This window comes from Cellulomonas sp. P4_A2 (assembly GCF_056402515.1).
The window spans coordinates 1-17,655 of record NZ_JBFUHG010000021.1 but is presented as its reverse complement, the minus strand read 5'-3'; the positions used below and the strand labels follow the sequence as shown (position 1 = coordinate 17,655).

Below are 17,655 nucleotides of genomic sequence, written 5' to 3'. Positions count from 1 at the left end.
GAGTCGTCGACGCGCTCAGCGCAGGTCGGTCGGGTCGACGGCGACGACGTCGCCGTAGTCGACGTTCTCTCCAGCCATCGCCCAGACGAAGGAGTACGCGCCGGTCGCGGACGCCGTGTGGATGGACCACGGCGGCGAGACGACGACGTCTCGGTCGTGCAGCAGGAGGTGCCGGGTCTCGTCCGGCCGGCCCATGAGGTGGACGAGGACGTCGTCGCCGAGCCCGTCGTACAGGTAGACCTCCGTACGTCGTGCGTGCACGTGCGGCGGCATCGTGTTCCACACGCTGCCGGGCTCGAGGGTGGTGATGCCGAGCACGAGCTGGTTCGACTCGATCCCTTCGGCATGCACGTACTTGCGGATCGTGCGGTCGTTGGACCGCTCGGGCGCGCCCAGCCGTACCGCCACCACCTCGTCGCGCGAGGCGACCGCGGCCGCCGTCCGACGGTGCGCCGGGGCAGAGACCAGGTAGACCACACCCTCGCCCGAGAGCGTGATGCTGCGCGTCCCCATGGGCAGGTAGAGCACGTCATGATGACCGACCGCGAAGGACTCGTCGTCCGCCGCCACCTGCACCGCGCCGGCCAGGCCGACGATCGCCAGCTCGCGTCGATCGAGAAGGTGCTCGGCGGCGATCTCGTCCGGGGCCGTCAGCGTAACCGGTCGCCCGTCGAGCACGGCACCTCCGACGAGCAGACGGTCGTCGTGCGCGTAACCCCAGGACGCCTCGCCGGGCGTGAACAGCCCGGACAGCACGAACCTCTCGCGCAGGGTGGCGCCATCCACATGGGACAGGTCGTCGGGGTGCGTGCTCCACAAGCGTGTGAGGGTCATCAGTGCTCTCCTTCGTCGTTCTCGTAGGTCGTCGTCGCGCCGGGCGCGGTGCGGAACGTGTGGGTCAGCGTGCCGAGGTGGCCGATCGTGATCGCGCACTCGTCGCCGTCGCGCAGCGCTCGCTGGTGCTCCAGCGCGTCCGGGAGCTTCTGCGGTGTACCGGTCGCGATCACGTCACCGGGCTGGAGGGTCGCGACCTGGCTGAGGTAGGACACGAGGAACGCGACCGGGAACACCATCCTCGACGTATGGCTCGACACCGTCAGCTCGCCGTTGCACCGCAGCTGGACCGTGAGGTCCTGGGGGTCGGGCACCTCGTCGACCGTCACCAGCGCGGGGCCCATCGGCCCGAACGTGTCGAACGACTTGCCGAGCACCCACTGCGAGGTGCGCCGCTGCCAGTCCCGCGCGGAGACGTCGTCGAACACGGTGTAGCCGGCGACGTGCTCCAGCGCCCGCTCCGGCGTCACGTCGTGCGCTGTCGTCCCGATGACGACCGCGAGCTCGGCCTCGTAGTCGACCTCGACGCTCGCCCGCGGCAGGATGACGGGCTCGTCAGGCCCGACCACCGTGTTCGAGGTCTTGACGAAGACGTCCGGAAACGGCGGATCCTCGACCGCGGTGTGCCCGCGGTAGTTGTAGCCGATGCACCAGATCGCGCCCGGCCGCGGCACGGGCGCGAGCAGGCGGACGTCGGTCACCGCGTGCACCCTCGCCGGGTCGGGCGTCGCGACCGCGGCACGCGCCGCGGCTGCGGCGGCCGGCGACGCCGCCAGAGCGACCGGACTCGGTGCAAGGCTGGAGACGTCCAGCAGCCGGTCGCCGGGCAGGAGGACCCCGGTGCCGGTCTCGCCTGCGCGCTCGAACGTCACCAGCCGCACGGTGCGCTCCCGCTCGTCGGGCTCACCAGAACGTCGCCCAGTCCGGCCGGGCGCGGCGCATGAGCGCCTCGAGGTAGTAGTAGTCGCCCCACAGGCAGCCCTCGTCGACGCCGATCCCCTTCGGCATGTCGTACACGGCGTGCTCGAGCAGGGCGGTGCCGGGCTCGCCGGCCCGGGTGGCGTACCCGGCGACGAGAGCGTCGAGGATCTCGTCGGCGGCCTTGCGGTAGCGGGCGGCGGACGGTGCCGTCGCGGGGTCGGTGTCCAACGCGTCAGCAAGCTCGACGAGCCCGTTGACGACGATCGCCGCAGCCGAGCTGTCCCGCGGCTGCGTCGGGTCGTCGGTGAAGACCAGGTCCCAGGAGCACACTCGGTCGGCCGGCAGGTGGTCGAGGAAGTAGTCGGCGAGCGTCACAGCCGTCTCACGGAACGACGGGTCGCCGGTGAACCGATGAGCCATCGCAAACCCGTAGACGCCCCACGCCTGGCCGCGCGCCCAGCAGGACCCGTCGTGGAAGCCCTGGGCCGTCGTGCCGCGCAGTGCCTCGCCGCTGACCGGGTCCCAGTGGAACGTGTGGAACGTCGTGCCGTCCGCGCGGACGATGTGGTCGCGCAGCTGGGCGGTGTGCCGTCGAGCGGCCCGCTCGTACCGAGGGTCGCCCGTCTGCTCGCTGGCCCAGTACAGCAACGGCATGTTCATCAGGCTGTCGATGATCGTGCGGCCGTGCTGGCCCGCCTCACCGACGTCACCCCACGCCTGCACGATCCCAGCAGGCTCGAGGAACCGGGTCATCAGGTGGTCGGCAGCCGCGAGCGCCGCCCCGCGAGCTTCCTCGTCGCCGAGCAGGCGCCACGGGACGACGCTCGACAACGTGTAGAGGAAGCCGAGGTCGTGGGTGTCGACGCCGACGTGCTCGCGCATCCGTCGTGCGAAGTCCTCGGCGTGCGCCGCGCCTACCGCCCGGAAGACGTCGTCGCCGGTCAGCTGCCACGCGAGCCACACCTGGCCCGTCCAGAAGCTCGTCGTCCACCCCGTGTTCTCGCCCTCGCCTCCGCCGTCGGCGGGACGACGGGGCAGGTACGTGCCGTCCGTCGTCGTGTCTCCCGGCCACCACGTCGCGAAGGGCGCGAGGTTGGCCCGGACGGTCGCGACGGCCTCGTCGAGGCCCGCGACCGCTCGGTCGGTGGTAGTCATGGGTGGCTCCTTCTGCGGCGCGTCGGCGCCTGTGATCTGGGGTCGCGCAGGGGCGCGGGCGGGGCAGGGCGTGGTGCCTGGGCAGCACGGCAGGTCACGGCGCGATGGCAGCCCCGTCGCCTGTCTCGCGCGGCTCGCCCAGCGCGGGTCGGGCCGCGAACCGCGTGTTCGCCCACACGACGTAGAGCAGGGGTGCAGCGGCGAGCCCGAGCGCGAGTGCCGGCTTCGCGGCGAGGAAGGTGAGCCCGAGCCCCACGACCACGGCGCTGAGCGCGGTCAGGTACCACCGCCGCACGGACAGGAAGAGCCCGACCCGCAGCAGGTCGCGCAGCCGGGCATCCGGCCGGGCAGCGAGGAGCACGAGCGCGTAGAGCCCCGTCACCGCGCAGAGCACGGCCAGCGTGACGAACACGGGCACGGCGAGCGCGCCGATCCGCATCTCCCACACGGCCCGGACGTCGACGAGGGGCACGACCACGCCGGCGACGACCATCGCGGCGATGACCGACGCCTTGCGGAACGACCGCCGCCACGCGCGCCAGAACGTGCGCAGGATCGGTGCGGTCGAGTCGGCGGAGAAGGCGCCGAACACCGTGAACGCGGCGACCAGCCCCGGCGCGGCCAGCGGCGCGACGAGTGCGAGCGCCGGCCAGGACCGAGCAGGGTCCATCGTGACGAGGCCGACGACCAGCGGCGCCCCCGCGACGACCAGCGAGATGTTCGTCGCGAGCGCCGCGTACACCAGGCCGAACACGAGCGTGTACGTGTCGAACCCGACGAGGTGTCGACGTGCGGGACGGGTCGGGGACCCAACGGCCGCGCTCATCCCTTCATCCCCGACGTCGCGATGCCCTCGATGAAGTACCGCTGCCCGAACATGAACAGCAGCGCGATGGGCAGCACCGAGATCACCGACCCCGTGAAGATCAGCGCGTACTCCGCGTTGAACTGGTCGATGAAGGTGCGCAGGCCGAGCTGGATGGTCCACAGGTTCGGGCTGCGCAGATAGATCAGTGGCCCGAGGTAGTCGTTCCAGGTGTTCGTGAAGGTCAGCAGCGCGAGGCTGGCGAGAGCAGGAACAGACAGCGGCAGCATGATCCGCCGCCAGATGCCGTACTCCGAGAGGCCGTCGATCCGCGCCGCCTCGGACAGGTCCTCGGGGATCGTCTCGAAGAACTGCTTCATCAAGAAGACACCGAACGCACCGAACGCCTGCAGCGCGACGATCGACCAGAGGGTGTTCGACAGGTGCAGCTTCGAGAACAGGATGAACTGCGGGATCATGTACGACTGCCACGGAACGGCGATCGTGCCGATGTAGACGAGGAACAGCACGTCTCGTCCGGGAAAGCGCACCTTCGCGAACCCGTACGCGGCGAAGGACCCGGTGAGCACCTGCAGGATCGTCACCGCGACCGAGAGGATGACCGTGTTCTTCAGCCACGTCGTCATGTCGGACTTCGCGAAGATGTCGACGTAGTTCGACCAGACGGCGGGGTCCGGGATCCACTGGATCGGCACCGTGAAGACGTCGTTGTTCTCCTTCAACGAGCTGATGACCATCCAGTAGAACGGCAGCAGCACGCCGACGGCAGCGACGATCAGCGCGAGGTAGAGCAGTACCTGACCGAGCACGGTGCGGGGCTTGCGGCGGCGGGGCCGCTCAGGGTCGCCACCTACCGCGCCGAGCTCGGTCAGTGGCGGGATCGACATGGTGGCCATCAGCGGTCCCTCCGCTTGTTGACGACGAACTGCACGATCGTCACGGCGATGCAGATCGCGAAGAGCACGAGAGCGACGGCCGAGGCGTAGCCGAACTGGTTCTCCTGGAAGCCCTTCTTGTAGATGAACTGCGAGAGCACGAGCGTCGAGGTGCCCGGGCCGCCCTGCGTCATCACGAGGATCAGGTCGAACACCTTGAAGCTGCCGATCGTCAGGATGATCGTCACGAAGAAGGTGGTCGGCCGCAGCGACGGGAGCGTGACGTTCCGGAACTGGTGCCAGGCGTTGGCGCCGTCCATCCGCGCGGCCTCGTAGAGCTCCCGCGGGATCGTCTGCAGACCGGCGAGGAACAGGAGCATGTAGTAGCCCACCTCGCGCCAGGTCCCGACGATGATCACCGCCGGCATCGACCACGTCGCCGAGGCCGTCCAGCCGGGCGGGTTGTCGATCCCGATCAGGCGCAGGAACTGGTTGATCGGACCGAACTCGGGCGAGAACAGCGTGTTCCACACCACGGCGATCGCGACGATCGAGGTGATGTAGGGGAAGAAGGCGGCCGTCCGGAAGAACGCGACGCCGCGCATCTTGCGGTTGAGCAGGAGCGCCAGGCCGAGCGCGATCACCAGCGTGAGCGGGATGTGCAGGGCGGCGTAGTAGACCGTGTTCCAGAACGAGGTCCAGAACGCGGCGTCGTGGATCATCCGGCGGAAGTTGTCGAGGCCGGTGAACGTCGCCCCGCCGAACACGTTCCAGTCGGTGAACGCGTAGTAGAAGAGCGTGACGACCGGGATGAGGGTCAGCACGGCGAAGCCCCCCTGGCCCGGACTAGTTGGTCAGGACCTGGTCCTTGATCTGCTTCGTGGCCGCCGCGATCGCGTCGTCCACGCTCGAGGAGCCGGACATGATCGACGAGTGGGCGTCGTTGAGCGCGTCCTGGATGCCCGAGATGTAGGGCGACACGGGGTTCTCCGGCTTGGTCTCGTGCGTGCCGAAGGCGAACCTGGACAGGTCGTCCGTCGGGGTTCCGTCGACCGCGAAGTACGCGTCGACGACCGAGTCGTCCAGGTAGGACGAGGCGATGCCGATCCCGGCGAGCGCCTTGGCGGCCTCCGGGGTGGCGACGTACGCCATGAACTGCTTGGCCGCCGCGAGCTTCTTCTCGTCCTTGCCGGTCGCGGCGTTGATCGCCATGCCCGTCGGGTCACCGAACGTGACCGGCGTCTTGTCCATGCCGGTCGTGCTCGAGTCGAACTGCGGCGCGGGCGCGATGCCCCAGTTGAACGTGTCGGCGTCACCGGACTTCTGCTGCGCGAGCAGGGTCGCGACGTACCACGAGCCCATCAGCATCATGGCGGTCTGCTGCTTGCCGAACTCGGCCTGGTACGTCAGCTTGTTCGTCGTGACGGTCCCGTAGTCCACCTGCGCACCCGCGCTCTGCAGGCCGAGCACGCGGTCGTAGTACGGCTTCAGGAACGAGTAGTCGCCGTCGGTCAGGTCGACGTCCGGGGACTGCGCGTCCGCGAAGCCCTGGACGGTCGACTGCCAGCTGTGCTGGTAGGTGCCGAGCGCCGGCGAGCCGGCAGCCGCGAGGTTGGTCGTGAGCTCCTTGGCAGTGGTGGCGTAGTCGTCCCACGTCCACGAGCCGTCCGGGTACGCGACACCGGCAGCGTCGAAGAGGTCCTTGTTGTAGTACAGGAGCCACGAGTCCTGGCGGTACGGAATCGCGTAGGTCTTGTCGTCGACGACGTAGTTGTCGGCACCCGACACGTTGTCGGACAGGTCCTTGGCCACGTCGGAGATGTCGAGGAGCTGCTTGCCTCCCTGGTAGGTCAGGAAGGTCTTGAGGACCTTCAGGGTGACCACGTCCGGAGCGGAGCCCGCGGCGAGGTCGGCCGTCAGCTGGGTGTCGTAGTTCGCGGCGTCGTACTCCTTGAGCTCCACCGTGACGTTCGGGTGGGCGGCTTCGAAGCCGTCGACGAGCGTCTGGAACTCCGGGGTCGTCGCCAGGCTCCAGCCGGACAACGAGATGGTGACGGGAGTGGTGTCGGCCGTCGTCGTGTCGTCCGATGGTGCGGACGACGTGTCGCCGCCGCCGCTGCTGCAGGCGGCGAGCCCGAGCGAGACCACGGCGGCGATACCCACCGCTGCCAGGGTTGAACGCTTCATTGCGTGCTCCTTCATGATCGGGGCCCTCATGGCCCAAATCCCTACCGGTCGGTCGAGGCGATCGGACCGGGGACGTTCTCGGCGAGCCGCGTCGGCGTCGTGACCCCGTCGGGCCAGGACACGTCTACGAGCGCGCCGTCGTTCGAGACACCCAGCCGTGCGGCCGGGTCGGTCGTGCCGGAGCCGAGGGAGGCACCGGTCAACGTGAGCAGGACGGCCACCGTGCCGGGGCGGGCGTCGAACGCCAGCCAGGGCACCACGGTGACCGCGCCGAGTGGGCCGGCGTCCGGGAGGTTCGCCAGCCCCGCGGTCGGCGCGCCAAGCAGCGCTACGACCGACGAGGTGAGGCCGTCGGCGACAGCGCCGGCGGCGTGCGGGCCGAGTGCACGACCCTGTGGGTCGACGCCGGCCAGGGGCCAGCCACCGACGACGAGGCTGCGGGCCTCGGCGGCGAGGTCGTCGACCGCGACGAGGCGCACCTCCCACGGCCCACGCACGATCGAGTGGACCGTGATGCGGCCGGCCGGCCGCACGCGGCCCGTGTAGCCGGAGCCGTGGTGAACCTGCTGCGGCCCGGCGTCGACCCAGTGCGCATCGGCCACCGAGGCGGCGTACCCGACGGGTCCGGCGGCCGTCTCGTCCACGCGCACGGCGAGCGTGCGCATGCCGGCGCGGTGGCTACGGGCGCCCTCGCCGTCGACCAGCACGACCGACTGGTCGACCGGCTCCCGCCATGCCCGCTCGTCCAGCGGCGGGACCGTCGCAGTCGAGTAGCCGAGGCGGGTGTACAGGGGTGAGTCAGCGACCTGCGCGCCCTCGTCGGCGTGGTCCGTGCCGTGGTTGACCACCCGCACCACGCCGTCGACGGCAGTCCCGGCGACCAGCCAGCCGGGCGCCCGGACGGCGAGCAGCGTGTCGCCGACCTGCACGGGCAGCGGCTCGTCGGGGGCCGTCCATACGGGGTGGTCGGCCGGCAGTGCGAGGCCGATCAGGCCCTTGCTCGCCCAGTACGGCGACGACGGGCCCGAGTAGGCCTGCGCGATCTCGCGCCACTCGCCACGCCAGCCCATCGTGAGCAGGCCGTCGTCGCCGGGGTCGCCGCGCTCGGCGAAGTGCTGGACGACCGACGTGCCCGCGCGGCGCAGGAGGCCGAGCGGCGTCGAGGGGACCTGCGCGATAGCACCGACCCAGTACGGGGCGGCGGCGGCGAACCGGTAGACGAGGCTGCGGCCCTCCAGGAGCGGAGACCCGTCGCCGCCGACGAGGTGCACGGCGTCCGTGAGGAACCGGTCCAGCATCGCGCGGTCGTGCTCTGCGCGGGGCGCGGCGAGGTCGCCCGCGCCGGTCATCCTCGCCCAGAGCGTCGGGTACAGGTGCATCGCCCAGCCGACGTAGTGGTCGTACGAGCGCTCGGCGCCGTCGGAGTACCAGCCGTCCGCGCGGACGAACGAGTCGTGCGTGGCGAGGTCCTCGGCCATCTCACCCAGGTCGTACGGGCCGCCGACCGAGCGCAGGAACGTCTGGACGACGAGCCGGAACCACACCCAGTTGTTCCGCGGGTAGGTTGCGTCCCCGACCACGGGGCTCAGGTAGTCGACGACCTGCTCCTGCACCAGCGGGGAGAGCCCGTCCCAGATCCAGGGACGCGTCATGTCGAGGACGAGGGCGAGCGACGCGGCCTCCACCTTTGCCTGCCCGTGCTCCGGCAGGCGCACCCAACGCTCGGGCGAGTCTGCCGCGGCCGCCGGATCGACTCCCGCAGCGATGCCGTCGGCGTACCACTGGGCGAGGCCGAGCGGGTCCTCTCCATGCTCGCCGGCGAGTCGGAACCCCGCCAGCAGGAACGTGCGAGCAAACCCCTCGAGCCCGTCGACCGCGTGGCCGTAGCCGCCCTCGGCGCCCGGCAGCGTGACCCGGCCGTGAGCCGGGGAGGCGTAGGGACGCACCGCGAGGAGCATGCGGTCGGCGAATGCCGCGAGGTCCGCTCGGGACCAGACGGCAGGGGTGTGAGACAAAGCTCAGCCTTTCGTTTGCGATCTACTCTGATCGCATTTCGATGACAGGGTGAAAGTAACAGCGCAAAAACGACCCGTGTCAAGCGTTGGGAACATCGTTATCGGGTTGATACACTCACAATCGATCACAGTCGATCAGCGGGGCGGCCGAAATGGAGAAGCATGCCGACGACGACAGGCGCGGCCGTCACCCGGCACGATGAGCGGGGCGAGGCCCCGGCCACGGGCCTCCTGGCACTGTGGCGCACATGGTCGGATGCGCACCGACGTGAACCTCCGCTCGACATCGTCCTCCCGGTCCCCACGGCCGCCGACCGTGCCGCATGGGACGCGAACGGCACCCTGGACATCCCCACCCGCGAGGCCATCGCTGTCAGGGCCGCCGGTGAGCCTGGGACGCCGTGGCCAACTCCCACCGCGCACGCCTACGCCCGGTACTGGCGGGACGGCGACCGCACCGAGTACGAGGATGCGGTGGGTGCTCGTCAGCGACGCCTCTCGCGCGCGCTCGTCGTCGCCGCCACGACGCTCGACCCGGCGTGGATCGATGAGGTCGCGGACGGGGTGACCGCGCTGTGCGAGCAGAGCACCTGGTGCTGGCCCGCGCACGACGACACCCGCGCGCGGCACGGCGCACTCGTCGCCACGGTCACCGATCCGTTCCTCGATCTGGGAGCCGGTGAGGTCGCCGGCCAGCTCGCCTGGGTCGACCACGTGCTCGGCGACGTGCTCGACGAGCGCTACCCCGGGCTGCGCGCGCGGGTCCGGCACGAGGTGCGCACGCGGGTGCTCGACCCGTTCGTCGCGCGGCGCGACTGGCACTGGCTCGGCCTCGACGGCGATGTGCACAACTGGAACCCGTGGATCCACGGGAACGTGCTCGTCGCGGCCCTGCGGTTCGCCGAGCCCGCAGAGCGTGCCTCGATCGTCGGCCTCGTCGTCGAGGGCATCGACCGCTACGTGACGGCCCTGCCTGATGACGGCGCGGTCGACGAGGGTTACGCGTACTGGTGGAACGGGGCAAGCCGCGCGCTCGAGGCGATCGACCTGCTGCGCCACGCGACCGACGGCGGCGTCGATGCGTCCGGCGTGCCGGCGCTCGTCGCCACCGTCGCGTTCCCGCACCGCATGCACCTCGGAGGTCCGTGGTACCTCAACGCTGCCGACGGCCCCGCTCGACCGCCGGAGGACCAGCCGTGGGCCGCGCTGCACCGCGCTGCCATGGCCGCCGGCGACCAGGACGCCGTCGCGCACGCCGCTGCGCATCGGCGACCCGGCGAGCCTGTCGCCGACGAGCGCGCGGGCCTCGGGCGTCTCCTGCGCGCGGCCGCAGACCCGGTGTGGCTCGCCGTCCGCCCGGGGTCGGACCCGTTGGTCCGAGACGTGTGGCTGCCGTCCGTGCAGCTCCTTCTCTCCCGCGACGCCGCCTCGTTCGACGGCCCCCCACCGACGACGGTCGCCGTCAAGGGCGGCCACAACGGCGAGCACCACAACCACAACGACGTGGGCGCGTTCGTCGTAGCGCTGCGGGGCGTGCCCGTCCTCGTCGACCCCGGTCGACCGACCTACACCGCGCACACGTTCGGCCCCGACCGCTACTCGATCTGGACGATGCGGTCTGACTGGCACAACCTCCCGAGCGTCGCAGGCCGCGACCAGGCGAGCGGCGCGAACCACGCCGCACGTGACGTCTCCGCGGTCGTCGACGACGTCGGGGCCAGCTGGGAGGGTGACATCGCGGCCGCCTACCCCGGTATCGCGGCAGGACGCTGGCATCGTGCAGTACGGTTCCGGCGGGGTCACGACGTCACGGTGACCGACACCTGGGACCTGGCGGCAGTGCGTCCGGGAGAGCGCAGCCTCCTGCACCTCGTGCTGGCGGGCGAGCTCGACGACGTCACCGACGCCGGTGCTCGGGTTCGCGCACTGGACGGAGCCGGAGTGGCCTTGCTCGACTGGTCTGCAGCGGTCGTCGCCGTCCGGGTCGAGCGCCGCGAGCTGGACGACCCTGTCGTGACGCAGGTCTGGGGAGATCATCTGGTGCGACTGACCCTCACCCTCGACGACCCGGTCCGGGGCGCCGCGGATGTCCGATTCCGGCCCGAGGGCGTCCCGGCATGAACACCCCCGCACGCGGCCCCCTCGCGGTCTCGCGCCACGCACAGATCCTCGATGCGCTCGCCCGCCACGGCACCGTGCGCATCTCGGACCTCACCGCTCTGCTCGACGTCACTGCCGTCACCGTCCGCCGGGACATCACCCAGCTCGCCGCCGAGGGGCTGCTCGTCAAGGTGCACGGAGGGGCAGCGGCGCTCGCCGGCACTGACGACGCGGCCGAGCTGATCGTGGCGCACGACCCCCGCACCGGCGACGGCGCCGGGGGCTCTGGGCCCAGGACCGACCGGAGCATCGGGATGCTGGTCCCCGCCCTCGACTACTACTGGCCCGACATCGTGCGCAGCGCCCGCCAGATCGCCCGAGAGCTCGGCATGCGGGTCGTGCTGCGCGGCTCGTCGTACGACACCGACGACGACCGCACCCAGCTCGAGCGGTTGCTGGACAGCGGTGACCTGCACGGCCTGATCGTGGCGCCGAACCTGTCTGCGCCGCACGCGCGCGAGACCATCGACTGGCTCGCCACCGCTCCCGTGCCCGTCGTGCTCGTCGAGCGCGAAGCAAGTGCGCCGCCGCACGACATGCCGCTCGAATCGGTGGTCTCCGACCACGCCGGGGGCGCCGCGGCCGCCGTGCGGCACCTCGTCGACGCCGGGCACCGGCGTATCGGCCTCATCGTGTCGACGGAGAGCCCGACGAGCCGGCACGTGCGACGGGGCTGGCTCCAGGCCAGCTCGGATGCGGGACTTCCGGTGGATGATGTCGTCGATGCGTCGCTGCCCACGGGCGGTGCACTCGACGTGGACCCCGTGTTCGAGCAGGTCGTTGACCAGATCCTGGCGACCGGCACGACCGCGCTGCTCGTGCATGCCGACTCGGAAGCCATCGGAGTCGCGCAGCACCTGCAACAGCGCGGCCTCGTCATCCCCGACGACGTCTCGGTGATCTCCTACGACGACACCGTCGTCGGCTTGTTCAGCCCGGCGCTGACAGCCGTCCACCCGTCGCGCACGTCCGTCGGGGCGATGGCCATGCAGCTGCTCGCCGCGCGCATCGAGGACCCGACGCGCCCCGTCCATCGCGTGCTCGTCAGCCCTTCGCTCAACATGCGCGAATCCGTGGCCGCGCCGCGCGCGCGCGTCGAGCCCCGCCCGCGCTGAGCCAGGTGTCGCACAGTCAGGGGAGACCGTCGATGCCGAGCGCCTTCGCCTACCTCGTCATGAGAAGGTCAAGAGCTCGATTCTCTGAGGCGGCTCACACCGAAGGCCCCTCACCAGCGGAGATGCTGGTGCGGGGCCTTTGTCGTCCCACGTCGTCGATCCCGGCCGCTAGACCTCGATCGGCACCGGGTAGATCTCGACGGCCGGGTGACCGGTCCGCTCGTGGATGCGCAGGACCGCTTCGGCGTTGGGTGCCTCCGAGACGCACCAGACCATCCCCGACTCCGGGTCTCCCCACGCACTCTGGAAGTCGACCCCCTCCTCGCCCTGGATGTCGACGTCCGCCTGGTGCGCGGCCTTGAGCGCCTCGGGCGTGATGCCGGTCATCCCGTGATGAACGTCCATGAACTTGGGCATGTCGATCCCACCTCCTGGGGAACGGCCGATGCACCATTTGCACCGGTTCGTCCCAGTTCTACTCCCCGCCGCGGGCGGTGGATAGGAGGCCATCGCTCCCGTCGTCCCGACGGCTCGTCCGTGTCGCGGACCGCACCGAGGGCGACGAGCCCTACATTGCAGTCATGGCAGACATCCTGTTGGGCATTCTCGCGATCTTCGCCGGGGGCGTGATGCTCTTCGCGGGGCAGCTCGTGCTGCGGCTCGTCATCCCGATCTGGGGCTTCTTCGCCGGGTTCGCCGTCGGGGCGGGGATCTTCGCAGAGCTGGCGGACGAGCGGTTCCTCGGCACGGTGCTGGGCTGGATATCGGGCTTGGTCCTGGCGATCGTCTTCGCGCTGCTCGCCTACTTCTTCTTCGCGGTGGCGGTGGTCCTCGCCATGACGGCGTTCGGCTACGCGATCGGCGCCGGCCTGGTCGTCGCCCTGGGGATCGACTGGAACTGGATCGCGGTCCTGGTCGGCGCGGGCATCGGCGCGGTCTTCGGTCTGCTGTCGATCTTCGGGAACATGCCCATGATCGTGCTCGCCGTGGTCAGTGCCCTCGCCGGCGCTGTTGCGGTCGTCGGCGGCCTGATGCTCCTGGTGGGCACCCTGAACTCCGACGACTTCACGCAGGGCAGCTTCAGCAGCGCCGTCGAGACCAGCTGGTTCTGGTGGGTGCTGCTGTTCGCGCTGGCCCTGATCGGGATCGTCTCCCAGACCCGGCAACGGGTCGAGATGCGCCGCACGATCCGCGAGTCCTGGTACGTCGCCGAGAGTCGCTGACGGCGGTTCGCTCGTTTCGACGAGCTTCGTCGAGCGCGGAGGCCCGTGAGCCCTGACGACAGAGACGACCTGCGAGTGCGGCTCCGGCGGGCCGTTCTGCTCGTCGCGGGCCTGAACCTGGGCTACTTCTTCGTCGAGTTCACGGTCGCCGTGTCCATCGGGTCCGTCTCCCTCTTCGCCGACAGCGTCGACTTCCTCGAAGACACGGCGATCAACCTGCTGATCTTCATCGCCCTGGGCTGGTCCCTGCGCCGCCAGGCGATGGCCGGCAAGGTCATGGCCGGCATCATCCTGGTTCCCGCCGTCGCCGCGGCGTGGGAGGCCTTCAGCAAGATCGGCGACCCGACGCCGCCGAGCCCCCGCGCGCTGATCCTGACCGCGGGCGGGGCCGCGCTGGTGAACCTGGCCAGCGCGCTGGTGCTCGCGCGATTCCGGCACGAGGGCAGCTCGATGGCCAAGGCCGCGTTCCTCTCGGCCCGCAACGACGTGATCGTGAACCTGGCGATCATCGCCATGGGAGTCCTGACCCTGTGGACCGCGTCCGGGTGGCCTGACCTGATCCTCGGCCTGGTCATCATCGTCGTGAACGCCGGCGCCGCCAGGGTGGTCTGGGTGACCGCCGAGGAAGAGCGTCTCGCCGCCAAGGCGCTGGCCGGAGAGGAGATCGACTAGACCGGGCTCGACGTCACGAGGCGTGCGGGTCCGGTGCGGAGAAGGCGGCGGTCGCCCGCTGCTGCAGCTCGTCGAGGGAGACGTCCTGCAGGTGCTGCGTGAGCCCCCAACGGTGGCCGAACGGGTCGAGGACCTGGCCCTCGCGCTCGCCCCAGAACGCGTCGCTCAGCGGCCGCAGCACGGTGGCCCCCGCGTCGACGGCGCGGGCCCAGGCGGTGTCGATGTCGTCGGTGTGCAGGTAGATCGCACCGTACGAGCCGCCGAGGTGGGCAGGGCCGTAGGACTCCAGCTCGGGGAACTCGTCGGCCAGGGTGATCCGCAGATCTGCGACCTGTAGCTGGACGTGGATGAGCCTGTCCCCGGGAACGACGATCCGGGTGAGCTCCTGAGCGCCGAACGCCGCGGTGTACCAGCGGGAGGCGGCATCCGCTCCGTCGACGGTGAGGTGGACGGCGTGCGTGCTGAAGGTCATGACGAAGCCTTTCCGAGAGCGACGGACGGGGATCCGGTCAGCGCGGTGGTGTCGAGGTACACGATCTCGTAGACCCGCTCACTGAACTTCCAGCCGTCCGGCGTCCGCTGGTATCGGTCGTGGTAGACGCCGAAGTTGGTCACCGAGCGGCCGTCCCGGGAGCGTCCGAGCTCGTGCATGTGGGTGCGGCCCGACGCGGTGTCGCCGTCGATCCGCAGCGCGCCCGGGTGCGACGTCTGGATGAGGAACTCCGCCGGACGCTGGGGTCCGAAGGCACGGATCTGCTCGCGGCCGACGAGCTCGGCCGGGATGTCGGGCATGCGCAACGCCCCGTCCGGGGTGAACAGGGAGGCGAGGCGCTCGTAGTCGTTCAGCATGGCCGCGTCGGAGAACTCGCCGCGCAGAGCCTCGATCTCGACCCGGTCTGCGACCGACCGGAGCAGATCGTCGTCGGGTGCGGGCATGGGTGCCTCCTTGATCTCGGGACAGCGTCGCGACCGGGGGCTACCGACCCGACAGCTGTACGACCGGGCAGGTGCCGGCGATGTGAGGCCCAGGGGCTCCGAACGATGACGAAGGCCCGGAACCGTCGCGGTTGCGAGCCCTCGTCGTCGGGTCGATCAGCCGTGGTGCGGGTGGGGCAGGTGCAGCTCGACGGGCTCGGGCGGCAGGTCGTTGACACCCACGGCCAGGGCTCGCTCACGGCGGTGCCGAGCCGACGGCAGGGCGAGCGAGGCGATCACCGCGAGGACGGCGACGCCCGCGCACACCCAGAAGCCGTAGGTGAACGCCTGGTCGGTCGGCATGCCCTCGGGGGTGCTCTGCGACGTGATGACGGCGGCCACGACGGCGGTGCCGATGCTGCTGCCGATGGTCCGCGCGATCGCGTTCACGCCGCTGGCCTCGCCCGTCTGGGCGGCGGGGACGGCCTCGATGATGGCGTTGGCCATGGCCGCGAACGCCAGTCCGATGCCGGCACCGGTGAGGATGCCCGAACCGAGGACCTGCCAGAGCTCGTCGTGGACGATCGCGGGCAGGGCGAAGGCGGCGACGACGAACGAGGTGCCGAGGGTCAGCGGGACCTTCGGGCCGAACTTGCGGTCCAGGATTCCCGACAGCGGCCCGAAGATGACCATCATGATGACGGTCGGCAGCAGGAACAGGCCCGCCTCCGAGACGGACTTGCCGAACCCGAAGCCGGTCTCGACGGGCAGCTCGAGCAGCGTGGGGACGAGCAGGAACGTGCCGAACATCGCGAAACCGAGGGCCAGCGCGACGAGGTCGGTGGCCCACACGCCGCGGTTGGCCAGGAGCCGCATGTCGATGAGCGGCTGGGTCACGCGCAGCTCGACCAGGGCGAAGGCGACCAGGGCGACGACGCCGACCGCGAAGAGGGCGAGCGTCTTGCCCTCGAACCAGCCCCAGGACTGACCCTTGCTGATCGCGAGGAGCAGGGACACCAGGCCCACCGTGAGGATCCCGGTGCCGACGAGGTCGAGGCGCCCCGGCGTGCGCACCGGCGACTCCTTCATCCCGAAGATCGCGCCGAGCAGGGCGATGACGACCAGGACGAGCGGCAGCCAGAAGAGCCAGTGCCACGAGAGGTTCTCGACGATCGGGCCGGCCGCGACGATGCCGACGCCCGCGCCGACCCCGAAGATCGCGGAGAGGAGGCCGACGGTGACGCTGACCTTCTCGCGGGGGAGCTCGTCGCGGACGATGCCGATCGACAGCGGCAGGATCGCGCCGGCGGCACCCTGCAGGACGCGGGCGATGATCAGCACGGTCAGGTTCGGGGCCAGGGCGGCGAGCAGCGTGCCCAGCGCCAGCGATGTCAGCACGCCGATGAGGACGCGGCGCTTGCCGGCCATGTCGCCGAGCCGGCCGAGGATCGGCGTCAGGACGGATGCCGCGAGCAGGTAGGCCGTCAGGATCCAGCTGGCGTCGGCGGTCGAGACGCCGAGGTCCCCGGCGAGCACGGGCAGCGCGGGCGCGACCAGGGACTGGAGGACCGCGAACGCGAGCCCGCCCAGCGACAGGTACAGGACCAGGAACCGAGTGCCGGGGCGCCCTGTCTCCGTGGTGGGGCCGGGACCGGCCTCCGTGGTGGTGTGCGACATGACGTCCCCGCATCTCGATGTAAACGCTTGTTGACCAAGTAGTACCCCAGGGCAACCAGACAAGTCAACGTGTGTTTACATCACAGAGGTGGCGAGGCTACGGTGGCGCGCAGCACCGGGAGGGACGAGATGACTGACGACGAGGCGCCGCGGCGCCGGGACGCGGACGGCACGCGCCAGCTGCTGCTCGCGGCGGGCCGGCGCCGGTTCGCCGCCGACGGCTACGCGGCCACGACCGTGCGCAACATCGCCGACGACGCCGGGGTCAATGTCGCCCTGATCAGCCGCTACTTCAGCTCCAAGGAGGGCCTGTTCGAGGCGTGCCTGACCGGTGCGGCCGACGAGCTCGAGCGGTCGCTGGAGCAGGAGGTCACGCTCGAGCAGCTCGCCGGCCGTGTCGTGAGTCAGCTCGTCGGCCCCGAGCCGGCCGACCGCCCCAACCAGCTGCTGCTCCTCATGCGCACGTCCGGCGACGAGCACGCCGAGCAGATCCGCACCCGGACGCTGCAGTCGTTCGCCGAGCGCCTCGCGGCGATCTCCGGCAGTCGTCCCGGCGACCTCGACCACGAGCGTCGGCTGATCGGCGCGCAGCTGGTCGTCGCGGCCGGCTTCGGCATCTCGATCATGCGGTCCTGGACGGGGGTCGAGCCGCTCGCGTCGGCGAGCGAGGCGGACCTGTCCGGGCCGGTGCACGACCTCCTGACGGCACTGCTCGCTCCGCGCTGACGGACCTCGACAGCCGATGGCCGCCGATGGCCCAGATGTCTCGGCGACCAGCTATTAAGACAAGCGTCCAGTTGGACGATTGACAGGGCATGCGATTCGCGTCCCGAGCACTCCTTGCCGCGCTCCTCACCGTCCTGGTCGTCGCGGGGTGCGAGGACACCTCGTCGTCCTCCGGGTCGCCGGAGTCGTCGGCCACCGTCGCGGCGGAGGCGCCCGCCGCCCTGCAGCAGACGGACGCCCCGGCAGCGGCCGAGCCCGCCGCTCCCGCGACGACCGAGGCCGCTCCGGCGCCCGCCGCGGCAGCCCCGGCCGACCCTGCGCCCGCGCCCGCACCGGCGCCGGCTGCCCCCGCAC

At 70.8% G+C, this 17,655-nt stretch carries 18 protein-coding genes; 6 read left to right on the top strand and 12 right to left on the bottom strand.

The window, feature by feature from the left end:
• Positions 1-15: 15 nt before the first annotated feature.
• The 8 genes from kduI to AC1DUE_RS16970 all read right to left on the bottom strand — a co-directional run bounded on the left by kduI (position 16) and on the right by AC1DUE_RS16970 (position 8,813).
• Positions 16-834 (bottom strand): 5-dehydro-4-deoxy-D-glucuronate isomerase, encoded by an 819-nt coding sequence (kduI, locus tag AC1DUE_RS17005; protein WP_477040599.1) that lies wholly within the window; start codon positions 832-834, stop codon positions 16-18.
• Positions 834-1,706: a fumarylacetoacetate hydrolase family protein gene (locus tag AC1DUE_RS17000; protein ID WP_477040598.1), complete on the bottom strand. Its 873-nt coding sequence runs from the start codon at positions 1,704-1,706 to the stop codon at positions 834-836. The genes kduI and AC1DUE_RS17000 overlap by 1 nt, the downstream gene beginning before the upstream one ends.
• A 31-nt stretch (positions 1,707-1,737) precedes the next feature.
• Complete coding sequence (locus AC1DUE_RS16995; protein ID WP_477040597.1) at positions 1,738-2,910, bottom strand: glycoside hydrolase family 88 protein; 1,173 nt, start codon at positions 2,908-2,910, stop codon at positions 1,738-1,740.
• A 94-nt stretch (positions 2,911-3,004) separates the two neighbouring features.
• The gene (locus tag AC1DUE_RS16990; protein ID WP_477040596.1) at positions 3,005-3,736 is read right to left on the bottom strand and encodes a DUF624 domain-containing protein; all 732 of its coding nucleotides are present in this window, start codon (positions 3,734-3,736) and stop codon (positions 3,005-3,007) included.
• On the bottom strand, positions 3,733-4,632 hold the full coding sequence (locus AC1DUE_RS16985) for a carbohydrate ABC transporter permease (RefSeq protein WP_477040595.1): 900 nt from the start codon (positions 4,630-4,632) through the stop codon (positions 3,733-3,735). The genes AC1DUE_RS16990 and AC1DUE_RS16985 overlap by 4 nt, the downstream gene beginning before the upstream one ends.
• Entirely contained in the window at positions 4,632-5,435 is an 804-nt protein-coding gene (locus tag AC1DUE_RS16980) for a carbohydrate ABC transporter permease (RefSeq protein WP_477040594.1), read from the bottom strand. The genes AC1DUE_RS16985 and AC1DUE_RS16980 overlap by 1 nt, the downstream gene beginning before the upstream one ends.
• A gap of 22 nt (positions 5,436-5,457) precedes the next feature.
• A complete protein-coding gene (locus AC1DUE_RS16975) occupies positions 5,458-6,798 on the bottom strand; it encodes an ABC transporter substrate-binding protein (RefSeq protein ID WP_477040593.1) in 1,341 nt (446 codons plus the stop codon).
• A gap of 41 nt (positions 6,799-6,839) precedes the next feature.
• Positions 6,840-8,813 (bottom strand): DUF2264 domain-containing protein, encoded by a 1,974-nt coding sequence (locus AC1DUE_RS16970; protein ID WP_477040592.1) that lies wholly within the window; start codon positions 8,811-8,813, stop codon positions 6,840-6,842.
• A 162-nt stretch (positions 8,814-8,975) separates the two neighbouring features.
• Here AC1DUE_RS16970 and AC1DUE_RS16965 point away from each other — a divergent pair, with 162 nt between their 5' ends.
• Together AC1DUE_RS16965 and AC1DUE_RS16960 are read left to right on the top strand one after the other, a co-directional pair.
• Positions 8,976-10,934: a heparinase II/III domain-containing protein gene (locus tag AC1DUE_RS16965; RefSeq protein ID WP_477040591.1), complete on the top strand. Its 1,959-nt coding sequence runs from the start codon at positions 8,976-8,978 to the stop codon at positions 10,932-10,934.
• Positions 10,931-12,088, top strand: a complete 1,158-nt coding sequence (locus tag AC1DUE_RS16960) for a LacI family DNA-binding transcriptional regulator (RefSeq protein ID WP_477040590.1) — start codon at positions 10,931-10,933, stop codon at positions 12,086-12,088. Before AC1DUE_RS16965 ends, AC1DUE_RS16960 begins: the two co-directional genes overlap by 4 nt.
• A 168-nt stretch (positions 12,089-12,256) precedes the next feature.
• Here AC1DUE_RS16960 and AC1DUE_RS16955 read toward each other — a convergent pair whose 3' ends face one another.
• Positions 12,257-12,505, bottom strand: coding sequence for an SCO4226 family nickel-binding protein (locus tag AC1DUE_RS16955; protein WP_477040589.1), 249 nt, complete (start codon positions 12,503-12,505; stop codon positions 12,257-12,259).
• A gap of 164 nt (positions 12,506-12,669) precedes the next feature.
• Between AC1DUE_RS16955 and AC1DUE_RS16950 the strand changes: the two genes are divergently transcribed.
• Positions 12,670-13,311, top strand: coding sequence for a DUF4203 domain-containing protein (locus AC1DUE_RS16950; RefSeq protein WP_477040588.1), 642 nt, complete (start codon positions 12,670-12,672; stop codon positions 13,309-13,311).
• Positions 13,312-13,356: 45 nt separating this feature from the next.
• Complete coding sequence (locus tag AC1DUE_RS16945; RefSeq protein WP_477040587.1) at positions 13,357-13,983, top strand: cation efflux transmembrane domain-containing protein; 627 nt, start codon at positions 13,357-13,359, stop codon at positions 13,981-13,983.
• A gap of 13 nt (positions 13,984-13,996) precedes the next feature.
• Here AC1DUE_RS16945 and AC1DUE_RS16940 read toward each other — a convergent pair whose 3' ends face one another.
• The 3 genes from AC1DUE_RS16940 to AC1DUE_RS16930 form a co-directional block, all read right to left on the bottom strand.
• Positions 13,997-14,455, bottom strand: a complete 459-nt coding sequence (locus AC1DUE_RS16940; protein ID WP_477040586.1) for a VOC family protein — start codon at positions 14,453-14,455, stop codon at positions 13,997-13,999.
• Positions 14,452-14,919, bottom strand: coding sequence for a nuclear transport factor 2 family protein (locus tag AC1DUE_RS16935; protein WP_477040585.1), 468 nt, complete (start codon positions 14,917-14,919; stop codon positions 14,452-14,454). Before AC1DUE_RS16935 ends, AC1DUE_RS16940 begins: the two co-directional genes overlap by 4 nt.
• Positions 14,920-15,075: 156 nt before the next feature.
• Positions 15,076-16,575: an MFS transporter gene (locus AC1DUE_RS16930; RefSeq protein ID WP_477040584.1), complete on the bottom strand. Its 1,500-nt coding sequence runs from the start codon at positions 16,573-16,575 to the stop codon at positions 15,076-15,078.
• Between the two features lie 129 nt (positions 16,576-16,704).
• On the opposite strand from AC1DUE_RS16930, the gene AC1DUE_RS16925 reads away from it, so the two are divergent.
• Together AC1DUE_RS16925 and AC1DUE_RS16920 are read left to right on the top strand one after the other, a co-directional pair.
• Complete coding sequence (locus AC1DUE_RS16925; protein WP_477040583.1) at positions 16,705-17,301, top strand: TetR/AcrR family transcriptional regulator; 597 nt, start codon at positions 16,705-16,707, stop codon at positions 17,299-17,301.
• 89 nt (positions 17,302-17,390) lie between these two features.
• Positions 17,391-17,655: hypothetical protein (locus AC1DUE_RS16920; RefSeq protein ID WP_477040582.1), on the top strand; the 265-nt coding region annotated here is incomplete at its 3' end.

Coding starts and splice junctions, on each gene's coding strand:
- kduI (WP_477040599.1), bottom strand. CDS start 834: ATGACCCTCACACGCTTGTGGAGCACGCACCCCGACGACCTGTCCCAT.
- AC1DUE_RS16995 (WP_477040597.1), bottom strand. CDS start 2,910: ATGACTACCACCGACCGAGCGGTCGCGGGCCTCGACGAGGCCGTCGCG.
- AC1DUE_RS16990 (WP_477040596.1), bottom strand. CDS start 3,736: ATGAGCGCGGCCGTTGGGTCCCCGACCCGTCCCGCACGTCGACACCTC.
- AC1DUE_RS16985 (WP_477040595.1), bottom strand. CDS start 4,632: ATGGCCACCATGTCGATCCCGCCACTGACCGAGCTCGGCGCGGTAGGT.
- AC1DUE_RS16975 (WP_477040593.1), bottom strand. CDS start 6,798: ATGAAGCGTTCAACCCTGGCAGCGGTGGGTATCGCCGCCGTGGTCTCG.
- AC1DUE_RS16965 (WP_477040591.1), top strand. CDS start 8,976: ATGCCGACGACGACAGGCGCGGCCGTCACCCGGCACGATGAGCGGGGC.
- AC1DUE_RS16960 (WP_477040590.1), top strand. CDS start 10,931: ATGAACACCCCCGCACGCGGCCCCCTCGCGGTCTCGCGCCACGCACAG.
- AC1DUE_RS16955 (WP_477040589.1), bottom strand. CDS start 12,505: ATGCCCAAGTTCATGGACGTTCATCACGGGATGACCGGCATCACGCCC.
- AC1DUE_RS16950 (WP_477040588.1), top strand. CDS start 12,670: ATGGCAGACATCCTGTTGGGCATTCTCGCGATCTTCGCCGGGGGCGTG.
- AC1DUE_RS16940 (WP_477040586.1), bottom strand. CDS start 14,455: ATGACCTTCAGCACGCACGCCGTCCACCTCACCGTCGACGGAGCGGAT.
- AC1DUE_RS16935 (WP_477040585.1), bottom strand. CDS start 14,919: ATGCCCGCACCCGACGACGATCTGCTCCGGTCGGTCGCAGACCGGGTC.
- AC1DUE_RS16930 (WP_477040584.1), bottom strand. CDS start 16,575: ATGTCGCACACCACCACGGAGGCCGGTCCCGGCCCCACCACGGAGACA.
- AC1DUE_RS16925 (WP_477040583.1), top strand. CDS start 16,705: ATGACTGACGACGAGGCGCCGCGGCGCCGGGACGCGGACGGCACGCGC.